The organism is uncultured Gilvimarinus sp. (assembly GCF_963972205.1).
Classification (GTDB): Bacteria; Pseudomonadota; Gammaproteobacteria; order Pseudomonadales; family Cellvibrionaceae; genus Gilvimarinus; species Gilvimarinus japonicus.
Map to the genome: position 1 here is coordinate 14,279 of NZ_CAXAUC010000021.1, position 16,139 is coordinate 30,417.

General features: G+C 52.7%; 5 protein-coding genes. All 5 read left to right on the forward strand.

Annotated features, from left to right (window positions below; all coding sequences use genetic code 11):
* Window positions 1-51: 51 nt before the first annotated feature.
* Complete coding sequence (locus AACY82_RS17250; protein WP_339618097.1) at window positions 52-2,202, forward strand: type I secretion system permease/ATPase; 2,151 nt, start codon at window positions 52-54, stop codon at window positions 2,200-2,202.
* Complete coding sequence (locus AACY82_RS17255; protein WP_339618098.1) at window positions 2,202-3,620, forward strand: HlyD family type I secretion periplasmic adaptor subunit; 1,419 nt, start codon at window positions 2,202-2,204, stop codon at window positions 3,618-3,620. The genes AACY82_RS17250 and AACY82_RS17255 overlap by 1 nt, the downstream gene beginning before the upstream one ends.
* Window positions 3,620-4,207 (forward strand): response regulator transcription factor, encoded by a 588-nt coding sequence (locus AACY82_RS17260; protein WP_339618099.1) that lies wholly within the window; start codon window positions 3,620-3,622, stop codon window positions 4,205-4,207. Before AACY82_RS17255 ends, AACY82_RS17260 begins: the two co-directional genes overlap by 1 nt.
* A 180-nt stretch (window positions 4,208-4,387) precedes the next feature.
* Window positions 4,388-14,299 carry a VCBS domain-containing protein gene (locus AACY82_RS17265; protein ID WP_339618100.1) on the forward strand — a complete coding sequence of 3,304 codons (9,912 nt, stop codon included), beginning with the start codon at window positions 4,388-4,390 and terminating at the stop codon, window positions 14,297-14,299.
* A 240-nt stretch (window positions 14,300-14,539) separates the two neighbouring features.
* The coding region (locus AACY82_RS17270) for an Ig-like domain-containing protein (protein ID WP_339618101.1) at window positions 14,540-16,139 on the forward strand (1,600 nt) is incomplete at its 3' end.

Consider the following 16,139-nt stretch of genomic DNA (forward strand, 5'->3'; position numbering starts at 1 on the left):
GTGTGCCTCGGGGCAATAGAGTACCCGATTATATAAGAGACTCAGTATCGTATGAGTGATAAAGCTGACGAGGTAAGCCACGCCTCGTTACGCGGTGGTCCACTGCTAAATTGTTTACTGATTCTGTCCCGTATGCATGGCGTTAACACGTCCGGCTCGACACTGCTGTCCGGCTTACCCTTGCAGCACGAGCAGTTACCTCCCTCGTTATTTGAGCGCGCGGCGCGTCGAGCCGGCCTTACCAGTCAATTGGCTCGACGTTCGTTGAGTGATATTAATCAATCGTTATTACCCGTTATTTTGTTGCTTGAAGGCAATGAAGCGTGTGTTTTATTGGGGATTGATGGGGAGAAGGCCGAAGTTGTTTTTCCTGATCTGGATCAAACGCAGGTTAATATTCCGCTTGAAGAGCTCGAACAGCGCTACAGCGGTCGGGTGATATACGCGCGCCCGCGTATGCAGTTTAGCGCGCGTAACGCCGACATTCACCAAACCCAAAAAGGGCACTGGTTTTGGGAGGTCATTAAGGCACACCGAGGTTTATATCGCGATGTGTTGTTCGCGGCGCTGTTGGTGAATGTATTTGCGTTGGCAATGCCGTTGTTTGTGATGAATGTGTACGATCGGGTGGTGCCGAACTTTGCTATTGAGACACTGTGGGTGTTGGCCTCGGGTGTCGCCATTGTGTTGTGCGCCGACCTGTGTTTAAAAATGGTGCGAGCATGGTTTGTGGATTTGGCGGCAAGCCGGGTGGATATCACGCTGTCAGCCACTATTATGTCCCGTGTGCTAGGAATGCGCATGAGCGAGCGGCCAACCTCGGTAGGTTCCTACGCGGCCGGCTTACAAGCGTTTGAATCGGTGCGCAGTTTTATTGGCTCGAGCACGATTATCGCGTTTGTCGACCTTCCTTTTGTGGTGTTGTTCAGCATAATTATTGGCCTCTTAACGTCCTGGTGGTTGGTGCTGCCGATTGCGGTAGGGGTGCTTTTGTGTCTGTTGTACGCCGCGGCGGTACAGGCAAAAATGCACGAGTTGTCCATGAGCAGTATGGAGGCCAGCGCCTATCGCAATGCTGTGCTGGTAGAGAGCCTCAATGGCCTTGAGGCGCTAAAAACCTTAGGGGCTGAAGGTAAAATGCAAAACCTGTGGGAGAAAACGTCTGTGTTTCTCTCGCGCACGACCACCAAGATGCGCTTGCTCTCGGGCTCGGTAACAACCGGCGCCGTGTGGGTGCAGCAATTGGTGGCAGTGGCCATTATTATCGTAGGCGTGTATTTAATTACCGCGGGCGAACTTACCCAAGGCGGCCTGATTGCAGCCTATATGTTGTCGTCACGAATTATGGCGCCCGTGGGCCAAAGCGCCGCGTTAATGATGCAGTATCATCAAGCGGCTACCGCTTTGGAAAGTGTTGATCGAGTCATGAACACCCCGGTTGAACGGCCCGAGCAAGCGGAGTGGATAGCGCGGCCAAAGCTGGATGGGCGCATTGAGTTTAACAATGTGTCGTTTAGTTATCCTCACGATGAGCGCCATGCGCTGCGCGATGTAAGCTTTAGTATTGCCCCAGGTGAAAAAGTGGCGATTCTCGGCCGGAACGGCTCGGGTAAAACCACCATAGAGAAAATTATTGCCGGCCTTTACGCCCCAAGCGCCGGGCGGGTACTGATTGATAATATTGATATCGGTCAGTTGGACCCGGCGCAATTGCGCCACAATATTGGTTATGTTTCTCAAGACATTAATTTGTTTCTCGGTACGCTGCGCGAGAACATCACTATGGCCGACCCGCGTATTGACGATGAACAATTGCTTAAAATTGTCGAGTTGTCGGGGTTGGCCAGTTTTATTAATTCGCACCCACAAGGCTTATCGATGCCAGTAGGCGAGCGCGGCGAGCTGCTCTCGGGCGGCCAGCGCCAAGCGGTAGCGGTCGCTCGCGCGATGGTAACAGACCCGTCTATCTTGCTCTTGGATGAGCCGACCGGTGCCATGGACCACACCAGCGAAGAAGAGCTTAAACGTAAGCTGGCTAAATTTTCGCTGGGTAAAACCATGCTGGTGATCACTCACCGCAACTCTTTGCTGGCCATGGTCGATCGTATTATTGTGATCGATGCGGGCAAAATCGTCGCCGATGGGCCGAAAGATCAAGTGGTCGAAGCTCTGCGTCAGGGTAGAATCGGGAGGGCTAATTAGTGAGCCAAACCCGAGAGCAAAAGCATTTTCATCGTGTTGGGCGCGGGATTACCAAGCTGGGTCAGCCGTTTGGCAAGTTGGTTGATAAAGTCTGGAACCGCTGGATGTCGCCCTCACAATCGCACTCCAAAGACTGGGTTGAGGATGCCGATTGGGCACGAATTCAGCAGGCGCCACTGCGTGCCCGCGGTTTGCTTTACAGTATGTTGCTGATTGTGATCGCATTGTTTGTGTGGGCGGGTTTTGCTCAGATAGACGAGGTCGCACGCGGTCAAGGCAAGGTTATCCCCTCTAGTCACACGCAAATTGTACAGTCGTTTGATGGCGGGGTGGTGCAAGAAATTTTGGTGAAAGAGGGGCAGGTGGTCGAGCAGGGTGCGCTGTTAATGCGGATAGATCCGACCCGGTTTATCGCGACCTTTCGTGAAAATCGCGCACAGTATTTAACGCTGCAAGCGCGCGCCGCGCGATTGCAGGCATTGGTTGAGGGCTCTGAATTTAAGATTCCTGCAATAGTGCGCGAAAATGAACCCCGTGTTGCCGCTAATGAAACCACTTTGTATCAGTCGAATCTTAATGAGTTGGAACAAAAGCTGTCTCAGGCCCGGCAACAACTTACCCAGCGTCGTGAAGAACTGAACGAGGTTGAGGCGCGTTTAACCCAAGCGTCACGTGCCTATGACTTATCTAGCCAAGAGCTACAGGTCACCCGGCCGCTGCTAGACAGTGGCGCAATTTCAGAAGTCGAGATCTTGCGGCTTGAGCGCGACGCCTCTAATGCGAAGGGTGAGATGGGCCAGGCAACGGCGCAAAAAGCGCGAATTCAATCGGCTATTCTTGAGGCGCAAAATAAACTCCAAGAAGTGAGTTTGGTGGCAAAAAATGAATGGCGCAGTCAGCTTTCAGAGACGCTGGCAAAATTGTCGAGCTTGTCGGAAACCAGTACCGGTTTAGCCGATCGGGTTAAGTACGCAGATATCCGCGCGCCCGTGCGCGGTACCGTGCAGCGGTTGTTTATCAATACCGAAGGCGGCGTCGTGCAGCCCGGTAGTGAGGTGTTAGAGATGACGCCGCTGGATGATCAACTGTTAATCGAAGCGAAAATTCCGCCCAAGGATATTGCTTTTTTGCGGCCCGGTCAGCCGGCGATGGTTAAGTTAACCGCGTATGATTTTACCGTGTACGGTGGTTTGTTGGGCGATCTGGAGCATATCAGCACCGATACCGTTACCGATGAGCAAGATCAGACCTATTACATCGTGCGGGTGCGAACCCGCGAGTCGGGCTTTGATCAAGCATTGCCGATTATTCCCGGCATGACGGCGCAGGTGGATATTATTACGGGTAAGAAGACCGTGTTATCTTACCTTCTTAAGCCTATTCTACGGGCCAAACAAAACGCGTTAACAGAGCGATAATGCAGTCAGTATTTGTTTCAACTTCACAAGTAAATTCAGCGCGCTGGCGTATGGCTATGGCCGATGCTCAGGTGTGTTTGGATTGTCCGCCTGATGAGCTGCCAGTGGATCATCAAACATTAGTTTGGTTGGTGATGACGGGCGCCTGGGGTGAGCACTTAAAGGTCGCTTTGGCCGCCGGGGCTAAAGTGATCGCCATGACACTGAATGAAACGGCCAGTGAAGCACGCACTATTATTGGCCTAGGGGCGAGTGGCTATGTCCACGCGTTGGCGGCACCTGAGTTGTTGGTTCAGGTGAAAAACGCCGTCGAATACGATGGGCTGTGGCTCGGTAAACATTTGCTGAGTGAGCTGTTGGCACTTTCCAGCCCGACTAAACCTCGCCCGGCCGTTGGTGACCACCTAAGTATGCGCGAGCGAACGGTTGCTCAAGCGGTTGCTAAAGGTAAAAGCAACAAAGAGGTGGCGCGCGAGCTGAATATTACTGAGCGCACGGTTAAAGCCCATCTGAGTGCCTGCTTTGATAAATTAGGTGTGCGCGATCGTATGCAGTTAGCGTTATTGATTAATCGTGACGGCGCGTAATCTCCCTTTTGGCGTTTGCTTTAATATTCGCTAAACCCCCGATTCGGTATTACTATTAATGTTTAAAAAAGGCGCTCGCTGAATACACATTTGGCGGGCGCGCTTTTTGGCACATGAATCATTTGCGTCGGGTGGTAGTTAGCTCTCAGAGGGTTTTGAGAGGCTGAGAAGGGATTATCTATGAGCGAGCAAAGTGCGATAGTTGTCGAGATCGAGGGACGCGCGTGGGCTAGAACAGTCGATGGGCGGGTGCGCAACCTGAGCGAAGGCGATAGCCTTGCTGTTGGGGAGCGCCTAGTTGTAGAACGCGGCGCCAGCATCACCTTGGATGTTGGTGCTGGCGAAGTTTTGAGTTACGTCGGCCCTCTGCAGCTATTGTTAACCTCCGACTTCTGGTCTTCATCCAACACCCAACCCGATACCGCGGTTGACTCGGGTGCCTCAGACGTTACTCCCAGTGTTGTTAACGACGAGACCAGACAACCGTCAAGCAACTCTTCTCGTGTTGATGATAAAGAGTCCCCGGTGTCGCAGGGGTGGCATTACAGTGTTAATTTAAAACGTGTTGGTGAGGAGCTAACGCCTCCCGGACTTGACGGCTCTGGTGTGCCTGAACGGCCCTCGCCGCCATACACTTTGGGCGGGCGTATTATGGATGGCGATGACGGCCCCGTGCCACCGTTACCTCCCGTGCCCCCGCCGGTACCACCCTCGCCGCCGGTCCCCAACTTTCCGCCGCAGACTAGCGATCAGTATTTAACGACTCCCGAGGATGTGGCACTGCCTGGTGGAATCCCTGGTTACGATCCCGAGGGGGCACCGCTTAGTTATCGGATTATCAGCGAGCCTACCCATGGCAGCGTGACCCTCGATCCTGCCACTGGTGCTTTTGTTTATACCCCTAACGAAGATTACAACGGCGACGACCAGTTTATGGTCGAGTTGTCGGATGGTCGCTACACAGTTACCGAGACAACCTACATTGAAGTGATTCCGGTTAATGATCCGCCCGAGGCAACTGATCAGTATCTTGTGACACCCGAAGACACCGCCATTGAAGGTCAACTTGAGGCCAGTGATGTCGATGGCGACTCGCTCACTTATCGCATTGCGACGGGCCCAAGCTTTGGCGAAGTCACCTTAGACCCAAACACCGGCGCTTTTCGGTATGAGCCCGGCCCGGATTACGTCGGCAATGATCAATTCACCGTATTGGTGGACGATGGCGAAGGCGGCACAACCGAGGCGGTGGTTTACATTGAGGTGACGCCCGTTAGCGATAGCGCGGTCATAACCGGTGATGACACCGGCGATTTACTGGAAGACAGCGACGATCCGATGCTGCGCGACAATGGCAAGCTAGAGGTCGTGGACCCCGATCAAGATGAAGCCGTTTTTTTACCTGGTAACGCAATAGCCGGCGCTGGCGCTTTAGGGCAGTTAACCATAAGCGCCGATGGCGCCTGGGAATACCAAGTCGCCAATGCCGAGGTACAGTACTTAGCGCTCGGAGAAACGGTTAGTGAGACGCATACCGTTAGCACCGCCGATGGCACGACCCACGATGTGGTGGTTACCATTACCGGTGTGAATGACACTCCGACTATTACCGTTGCTACCGGCGACAGTGATAGCGCCATATTAAGCGAGACTGATGCCGCGTTATCGGCAACCGGCACCTTAAGTGTGGCCGACGTAGACTTGGCCGATACGGTAGCGCCTAGTGTGTTGTCGGTTAGCGCTGCCGGCCCGGTTGATACACTTTCCAACGCCCAGTTATTGGCCATGCTCAGTGTTGATGCTGGCGATATTATTGCTTTGGGTGCGCAAAACGGCGTACTTAACTGGCAGTTTAATAGCGGCTCTACGACGTTTGATTTTTTGCCAGAGGGTGAGCGATTAACGCTTACCTATCAAGTGCAGGTGACAGACAGTGAAGGGGCAACGTCCGCACACGATATTACCGTAAGAATTACCGGTGCCAACGACGCGCCTATCTTTACCGGAGGCACTCGCGGCTCGGTGACGGAGGACGCCAGCGATCCAGAGTTGCGTTATGAAGGGCAAATACAAGGTTATGATCCGGATGGTAACGAGTCGGCGATTGATGACAGTATTGCCCCGATCCCACAAGGGACTGTGCTGGGGACAATGGTTATCGACGCCGGTGGCGCTTGGTCTTATACCGTGGCGAATGCCGACACCCAGTACTTAGCGCAAAACCAGCTTCTTACAGAACGTTTTTTAGTTACCACTGTGGATGGTACTCAGCACCCTATAACCGTTGTCATCCGCGGGACTAATGACGCCCCTGAAATTACGTTGCAAACGGGTGATAGTGATGCCGCGAGCCTGCAGGAAACTAATGCGGGCCTGATGGCTGAGGGTACGCTGAGTGTTGTTGATATTGATGTGCGTGACACAGTGTCGGCCTCGGTCGTTGAGGTTTTTAGCAACATCGATGGTCTGCTTGACGATGCGGTGTTATTGACCATGATGAATGTCGACAGCGCAAATGTTATTAACACCGGCAGCATCAATGGTGTTATTACCTGGGAGTTTGATAGCGGCGCAGAGAATTTCGCAGTGTTGCCGACTGACGTGCCTTACATTTTGACTTACAACGTGATGGTCACCGACTCTGCTGGCGCCGTTGACAGCAAAGAGGTGACGGTTGAAATTGTCGGCACTAACGATGCACCCGTGTTTACCGGAGGCGACAGAGGCGCGGTAAAAGAAGATATCGATGTTCAGGCTGGCAATAGGCTGCTTGCGGCGGACCAGCTAGAAGGTTTTGATGCCGACTATGGTGAAGCGGAAATAGTACCTACTGCGAGCGCCGATGGGCTTAACAACGTTAGAGGAAGCTTATCGATACTGGCCGACGGCAGCTGGAACTATACGGTTGATAATGCAGACGTTCAGTACTTATCTGATGGGCAAGTTGCCATTGATATTTTTCAAGTTGTCACGGTTGATGGCGCAACCCATGCCATCGCTGTGCGAATCATGGGCACTAATGATGCCCCTGTTATTAGTGTGGGAGAGGCTGATAGTGATAGCGCAACGCTGTCTGAAACAGACGCAGGGCTTATTGCCTCTGGCACGCTAAGTGTTAAAGATGTCGATGTGCGCGACTCAGTAACCTCCTCTGTTGCCGGTGTAGCCGTCAGTAGTGGCGATGATGGTGGTATTGATATCGGGGTGTTGGCGGACATGCTGATAATTGATGACGCGGCGATTATTGATCGAGGCGAGACCGAAGGGATAATACAGTGGACTTTTGATAGTGCCAGTGAAGCGTTCGATTATCTAGGTACCGGTGATGAGTTAGTGCTTTCCTATACGGTTGCGGTGGCTGATAACCAAGGTGGCGTTGATGACCATCAGGTGAACATTACGATAACGGGCCGTAACGATGCGCCGATAATTACCCCGGCGGGGTTACAGGATCAGCTTAATCAAGACTTCGAGGCGATTACTGCCGTCGATATTACGAGTGGCTTTAGTGATATTGATGCGAGTGATAGCCTGACTTATACCGCTACTGGACTTCCCTTAGGGTTAAGTATTTCTCCAGCGGGCCTGATTACAGGCACATTGGATAATAGTGCATCGGTAGATAGCCCTTATACCGTGTCTGTTACCGCCACTGATTTGCAGGGGGCTGAGGTCACTACAACTTTTAATTGGGTCGTCACCAACCCCGCCCCCGATTTTATCAATGAAACTACCGGCGTCGACAATGATACCTACGAATTTGAAGTGTACGAAGGGGTGGTGCAGGGCACTGCAACCGTCGCGGCAGCGGACCCTGACGGCGATACTCTAACCTACAGCATTTTATACGGTAACGATGACGGCTTGTTTGCCATTAACCCAAACACGGGTGAAATGAGTGTAACCCGAGTCGTAGATGACCCCGATTTAGGTGTTCGGCAATTGGTCGTGCGCGTTGATGATGGGGAGGGCGGAGTGGACCTCGGACGTGTTCAGGTCACGCTGATAAACGTCAACGATCCACCTATCGTCTATCCCGATACAGTGCAAGTAAACGAGGATTCAACACTTAACGATCGCGTGCCTCAAGCGACAGATGTCGACAGCGCGTTAGATCCAACCGGGTTTATTTTGCAGCAAGATGTCAGCGCTGGCGTGCTGACTTTTAATGCTGATGGTTCCTATCTTTTTGCTACCAACGGCGAGTTTGAATCATTGCGTCAGGGGCAATCCACCAGCGTCACCTTCACTTACATTACCACCGATACGGCTACTGACTTTGACGGTAATACGGTCTATAGCGCACCGGCGACGATCACCATTGATATACAGGGCGTTAACGACGCGCCAAGCTTTAATGGCGACGATCAGCTAGCGGTAGACGAAGACGCTAATGATCCGACCATTACCGGTAGTGGTACGCTATTGGTCACTGATAGCGACGACAGTGAGTCGGCGATTGATGCGGCCCGTGCGCCAACCCCTAGCGGCGGTGCATTGGGTAGCTTGATGATTGATTCATCGGGCAATTGGGATTACAGCGTCAGCAATGCCGCGCTACAGTATTTGGCCGAGGGCGAAACTTACACCGAGACACACACGGTCTATGCTGTCGACGGCACCAGCCATGATATCACCGTCACCATTACTGGTGTGAACGATGCCCCAGCGATTAGTGTTGCCGGTAGTGACCGTATCACCGCATCCCTTACCGAAACCAATGCATCCCTAACCACTAACGGCACCGTCAGTGTTGCCGATGTCGATTTACTCGATACCGTTGCGCCGAGTGTAACGGCCGTGAACGTGGTTTCCGGTGATGCCAACAATATGTCCAGTGCTATGTTGTTGGCCATGATGAGTGTCAATGCTGCAGAAGTAATTGCCGAAGGGGCGGGTAACGGCATTATGAATTGGCAGTTTTCGAGCCCTGATGACGCCTTTGATTACTTGCCCGAAAACGACCAAATTGTGCTGGAATACACGCTGATTGCGACTGACTCGGAAGGCGCGACCGACGACCAGCTGGTTACCATTACCATTACCGGCACCAACGATGTCCCCGATGTGTTTGATGGCGTAGCGGTAACTGACGAAGATACGGCAGTAAATGGACAGGTGCCAGCCGCTAATGATGTGGATGGTACCGTGACCAGTTACACTACCGCAGGCGGTCCCACACTGCCGGCGGGCTTGTTAACGTTTGGATCTGATGGCCGTTACACTGTAAACCCGGCAGGTTCTTACGACTATCTTGCCCTGGGTGAAAGTGAAGAGTTTACGTTTACTTACCGGGCCATTGATAACGATGGTGAATTCAGTGACTTCTCACAGGTTACCGTTACGATAAATGGCGTCGATGATGCGCCGGTGGTTAGTGCCGGCAGTGGCACTGTGCGCGAAGACCTGGTGACAACGGCCACCGGAACCCTCAATGCCTACGATGTCGATAATCCAGATTTAGAGTTTATTGCCGACACTTATAGCTCTGCTTACGGTACCTTAACCGTAAACACTGACGGCACCTGGAGCTACCAGCTTAATCAAAACGCCACCGTCGATGCGATATCACTGAATGAAAACCACCAAGAAAACTACACCGTTGCGTTAAACGGTGATGGCCGCCCTGAAACACCGCTGGATAATAATTTAACCACGACGGTTACCATTAATATCTTAGGCACCAACGATAATCCAGAAGTGCCCGACTTAGCGTTCGATGTGTTTGAAAATGCCGTGCTTATCGATGGCGTCAGCGCCACCGATATTGATGGCACCATCAGTAGTTTTGGCTTGGTAAGTAATACCGGTGAGGGTAAGTTAACGTTTAACGCCGCTGACGGTACTTTCACCTTTGATACCAATGGCGACTTTGCCGATTTAGCCGCGGGTGCTGAGCGAGACGTCGTCTTTACCTACTCTGCGGTTGATAATAATGGCGCGGTCGCGGTGCCCGGCACGGTAACCATTACCGTTGTTGGCGTAGATAACCCCGCGGTGATTCAAAACAGTTCCGGCGCTATTAGCGAAGACGCCTCGAGCGATACCGTATCGGGCACCTTGGTTGCCCGAGATGTGGATGATCCCACGCTAGCGTTTGGCCCCGATGGTAATGGTCAGACCTTACAGGGTGTCTACGGGTCGGTGGTTGTGGCGCCTGATGGCAGCTGGACCTACACGCTGGATAATGCGGCCCAAGCGACCGATGAGTTGGACGTGGGGGATCAGGTCACTGATGTGTTTGCGGTTGATTTATCATCCGATGATGGTGCAACGGCACAGCTGACAATCAATATAACCGGCAGTAACGATGCCCCGGTGTTAACCACCGAACAAATCACCTTAAGCGTTAATGAGCAGGACACATTAAACAATCAACCACTGTCAGCGGTTACCGATGTCGATGCGGATGATCGTTTGGATGGTTATTATTTGCTGGACGATTCGCAGTTTACGCCGGGCTCACTAATTTTTAATACCAATGGTACCTTTAGCGTTGACCCGCGTTTTCAGTTTGACAGCCTTGAAGACGGTGACAGCGAGCAAGTCTCTTTTACGTATCGGGCGTTTGACAGTCACGGCGCGGTGTCGCAAATCGGTACGGTTACGATCGACATCAGTGGTTTCAGCGATGGCGACGGAGATGTCAATTCTGGTGAGATTATCGAAGTCAATGTGCCTAGCTCGGTGACCGGTGGCCCACTCGATAATTATACCCCGGGTATGTATGACGACAGCTTAGGCTACGGCACCTTAACGGTAAACCCCGATGGTAGTTGGTCTTACGCCTTGGACCCTAGTGCAGCGGACCCGTTGGGGCCGGGCGATAATGTCATCGTGACGATTCCTAGTGGTAGCGGTGGAGACAGTGTCACGATTAACATTGTCGGTACCAACGATGCTCCCGTGGTTGAAGATGTACCCTGCGGTGTAATTGCAACTGGTGAAAACTCGGTATTCACCGGCGCCGTTCCCGCAGGCACCGACGTTGATGGCTCGGTCGTTTCTTACTCCGCAGTCGATACCAGTGGTTTGCAAGGTGGGACCATCACCTTTAATGACAACGGCACATTTACCTTTGACCCTGGCACCGCCTTTGACCCTCTCGATGAGGGCGATGAGCAGCAGGTGAGCTTTACCTACCATGGTATTGATAACAATGGCGCAATCAGCAATACCGCCTCGGTGTGTATTACGGTTATAGGTGAAGACGATGCCCCGACGGTGACAACAGGCTCTGGAGCGGTTATTGAAGATGATCCGGCTAATAATCAAGCCAGCGGACAGTTGTCGTTGCAGGACGTGGATGAAGACGACGTAGCGGGTGGTAGTGTCACTTTTACGCCACAAACAAATGTGGCCGGAACTTATGGCACGTTTACGATTGATGCCAATGGCAACTGGACCTACACGCTGGATAACGCTAACCCGAATACCAATGCCTTAAACGTTGATGAGCAAGTCAGTGAAACTTTTACCGTGGGTATTTCTAACGGGAGTACCACAACCGTTACCGTCAATGTTACCGGGGCGAATGATGTCCCGGTGATTGATAGCGGTGATAGTAACCTTGCCGTGAGCCTTGATGAGGACAGCTTATACAATGGCACATTGCCTCTGGCTACAGACGTCGACAGTGACGGCGTGGTGGTCGCTTACGTACAACAAGGCGGTTTGCTTTATGTTGACGATAGTAGCGCCGCCCCCGGTGCACTGACGTTCTACTCCGACGGCAGCTATACGTTCGATCCCCGTGGCTCATACGATTATTTATCAGACGGTGCGTCGGTAGATGTGAGTTTTACTTACCGGGCAGAGGATAACGACAGCGGCCTCAGTTCGCCGGCAACCGTCACTCTAACGATCAACGGCATCGATGATTTACCGGTTATTTCCAGCGGTAGTGCCGCCATTACCGAAGACGACGCCAACCCGGCAGCGTCTGGTCAACTAGATGCCTCTGACCCCGACGACGGGGAAGACCTTACCTTTGTGGCCGGCACTTACACGGGCGTATACGGTTCGGTTATTTTGCAAGCCGACGGTAGTTGGCAGTATAACTTGGCGCCAAATGCGCAAGAGCTGATGGGCGGTGAAAGTTTTACCGATACTATTGTGGTCGACCTGTCGGAGGGAAATAGCACAACCATCGATATCACAATTAAAGGCATCAATGATGTGCCCACCTCCGCCGATAGTGTCATCGATATTGACGAAGACTCCGTATTAAATGCCAGCGTCCCCGAGGCTGATGACGTTGACGGTAACATTGTGGCCTATCGTTTGGTGGATGGAAGCTTGTCAGGCCCAGGCACTATTAACTTTAATTCCGATGGCAGCTACAGCTACAACCCCGGCAGTAACTTCCAGTACTTGGATGAAGGTGACATTGAGCCCATTACGTTTCAGTACCGGGTGCAAGACAATAACGATGGTATCAGCGACCCGATTACAGTAACCATCAATGTTACCGGCGTAAACGATGCACCGACGTCCAGCGCCGTTGCCAATCAAAGCTCTGATGAAGCCACTATGGTGAACCTGGATGTTAGCAGTAGCTTTAGTGATGTCGATGCAGATAACGTCTTTACTTACACGGCAAGTGGCTTGCCGGCAAGTTTGGATATAAATGCAGCGACTGGGGTGATCAGCGGTACGCTCGATGCAGACGCCGCCGCTGATAGTGTTTACACCATTACCGTAACCGCAACTGATTCCGGTGGCGAGAGTACCAGCCAGAGCTTTACGTGGACGGTTCTTAACCCGGCGCCAGACTTTATCAATGAGCCCAGCGGTGCTGACGACGACAGCTATGAATTTAGCGCCGATGAAGGTGCGGTTAGTGGTACCGAGCTTGGTGTTGTCAGCGCACTCGATCCCGACGGCGACACCCTGACCTATAGTATTACCGCAGGCAACAGCGCCGGCTTGTTCGCTATTGATGCAACCACTGGCGCTATCACCTTAACCACTGATGTCGATGACGACGAGATTGGCGTTTACAGTTTGAGCGTCTATGCCGATGACGGACAGGGCGGTAGCGATACCGCTAATGTGAATATTTCTTTGCTTAACGTTAATGACTCGCCTGTGGTGAGTGGTGGCGCCATATCAGTACAAGAAGAGTCCGTGAATACCCCGTTAGGTGTCGCGACGCCCAAGGATGCCGATGGCGATGCGTTAACCGTTACCGTCACAGGTTTACCGGATGTTGGTGAGGTGACTTTGGCAAACGGTACCGTGCTGGCCCTAAACGACACCTTTAGTGGCGTCGAGTTATCCGGCTTATTGTACAACGCGCCGCAAGAGCTGGCGGCAGATTATATAGGGGCCTTTGAATTCTCGGTAGACGACGGTCAAGGCCAGGCGAACAGTGTGCAAACGGCGAGTGTCGACATCGCCGTTGCGGCGGTTAATGATGCTCCGGTGGCGAATGATGACGTTGTGGATGAGGTGGCGAACAATAGTCCCGGTATTGTGATTGATGTGCTTGCCAATGATACCGACGCCGAAAACGATGAGCTCACTGTGTTTAGTGCTACCGCCGAGTCCGGCACAGTGACGATAAACGCCGACGGTACGTTAAACTATGTTCCAAGCAGCGGTTTTATCGGGACTGACAATATCATTTACCAAGTCAATGACAGCAGCGGCGCGTTCGACTTTGGCAACGTCAGCATTGCGGTGGTCTCCGGTGTCAGCCCGGCCATGGCAGGCGCACAACCCCAACCCAGCGCTAAAGCAGGTTTTGCCATGGACGATGATGGTGGGTTGGGCGCCGATAGCTTGGCATGGCATTTGGGCGATGCTAGTGCTAACGATCAGTCGGCTGCTTCTAACGCTATGGGTGCGGCGCGGCCATTAGGGTTTGCCGACTTATTGGAAGACGATGATGAGGACCTCACTCAGTGGTTACCCCGTGACGACGAATCAGATGATAGTGTAAGTGAGCTGGTGTTGTACGTGTCAGCACCCAGTGCAAACGCTGATAGCCCCTATGGGTTAAGTGAAGATATCACCCCATACAGTGCGGTCGATACTGACTCCTTTGAATTGTTTATCAATCATACTCAGGGGCAAATAGATTTGTAGCGCGTTGGCCATGTCGGCGTCCTTAAACCGGGCTGCTATGGTACCGGGGGGCGCTGACACAATCTTCCTCACGGATGACCTTTCTTACACTTTTTGTTATTAACCTTATCGCTTTATATTCTTTTGCAATATTGGACCTAGGTACAATAGGAGTGTCGCTTATTTCCTCTTAATCTGCCATTAATAGAAAATCTATACAAACGGTATAGACACTGAATTTGGCTAGGGCGGGAAAACATTATGGCGACTCAAGCGGCAACTGTGAGTGTATTGCAAGGTAAAGCATGGGCGAGAGCGGAGGATGGCTCCTTACGTGAACTGGCAGCCGGTGACGTAATCGCTGCCGATGAACACCTGGTTACCGAGAGTGGCACTCGCATTGAGCTGGATTTTGGCGATGGCGCCCCGGCAGCCCTAAATGGCCTTCACGATGTCGCCATGAGCCCCGACCTTTGGCCAGAAACGGCCACCTCTAGCGAACAAGCCAGTGTGTTTGACGACCAGTTTGACGCGATCCTAGCAAGCCTTGATGAAAACGACAGCCTGCTGCAAGGCAGTAATGAGGAGCGTTTTGACGCCATACTCTCCAGTCTCGATGCCAATGACAATCTATTGCAAAGCGATAACGGGGAGCGCATTGACACCATCCTCGCGAGTCTTGACGAAAACGATAGCCTGTTGCTCGGTGGCGAAGGCGACCTCTTGGATATCCTCGACGAGGCCCCAGCGGCGGGTCAAGCTGGCTCCGGTGGTGGCCACAGCTTTGTGCGAGTCGAGCGTATTAACGAGTCGGTCGACGGGCAATCTTACCAGTATGACAACGGCTCACGCGCTACCGCGCCAAGCCGCGAAGAGAGCGATTTTGCCGCCAATAACGCCCCCACCACGACCGATCAATCGCTAACAACCGACGAAGATACGCCAATTCTGGGTCAAATCAGTGCCCAAGACCTCGATGGCGACAGCTTGAGCTATACCCTGACACAGCCCCCCGCCAATGGCTCTGTCACTCTGAATACCGCTACCGGCGAGTTTGAGTACACCCCGAATACCGATTTTAACGGTGCCGATGAATTTACGGTGACAGTCAGTGATGGCATCCAAAGCGCCGTGAGTGTTGCGCAAGTCGAAGTGCTGCCCGTCAATGACGCACCCGTCGCCCAAGATCAAGTGTTAAGTACCCCAGAAGATGTCCCACTGTCAGGTCAAGTCGATGCCAGTGATGTCGATCTGGGCGATACGCTCACTTATACCTTGGGTGTTCCGCCCGGTAATGGCACGGTGACCATCGACCCGGCAACCGGTGGGTTTACCTATACCCCAGCCGAAAACTATAACGGCCCCGATAGCTTTGATGTGATTGTGACGGACAGCGCTGGCGCCACCGATACCGCTACAGTGCAGCTTACGGTTACACCTGTTAACGATGCACCAGATGCCGTAGATGATGGCCCGCTAGAGACTTTTACCGCCACCACCGTCACCGGCAATGCGCTCGATAACGACTCAGATATCGACGGTGATAACCTGCAAGTTATTAGCTTTAACATTGAGGGTGATGACACCGTCTTCACCCCAGGCGATGAAATCCAACTTAATAATGCCGGCGTGTTCGGCATCGACGGCAACGGCGAGTTTTACTTTACTCCCAACGCCGACTACAGCGGCCCAGTCCCCAGCGTTAGCTACACCGTGAGTGACGGCTCGCTAACCGATAGCGCCATTATTAGTTTTGACGATGTCCCCGGCGGAGCAAACCCCGCCCCACCCGTTGAACCACCTGAGGCCAACGACAACCCGGTGGTGCTGATCGACAACGACAGTGACGCGAACAGCGTGT

Bases quoted from the DNA above. Each gene is read 5' to 3' on its own strand.
- AACY82_RS17265 (WP_339618100.1), top strand. From the start codon at position 4,388: ATGAGCGAGCAAAGTGCGATAGTTGTCGAGATCGAGGGACGCGCGTGG.
- AACY82_RS17260 (WP_339618099.1), top strand. From the start codon at position 3,620: ATGCAGTCAGTATTTGTTTCAACTTCACAAGTAAATTCAGCGCGCTGG.
- AACY82_RS17250 (WP_339618097.1), top strand. From the start codon at position 52: ATGAGTGATAAAGCTGACGAGGTAAGCCACGCCTCGTTACGCGGTGGT.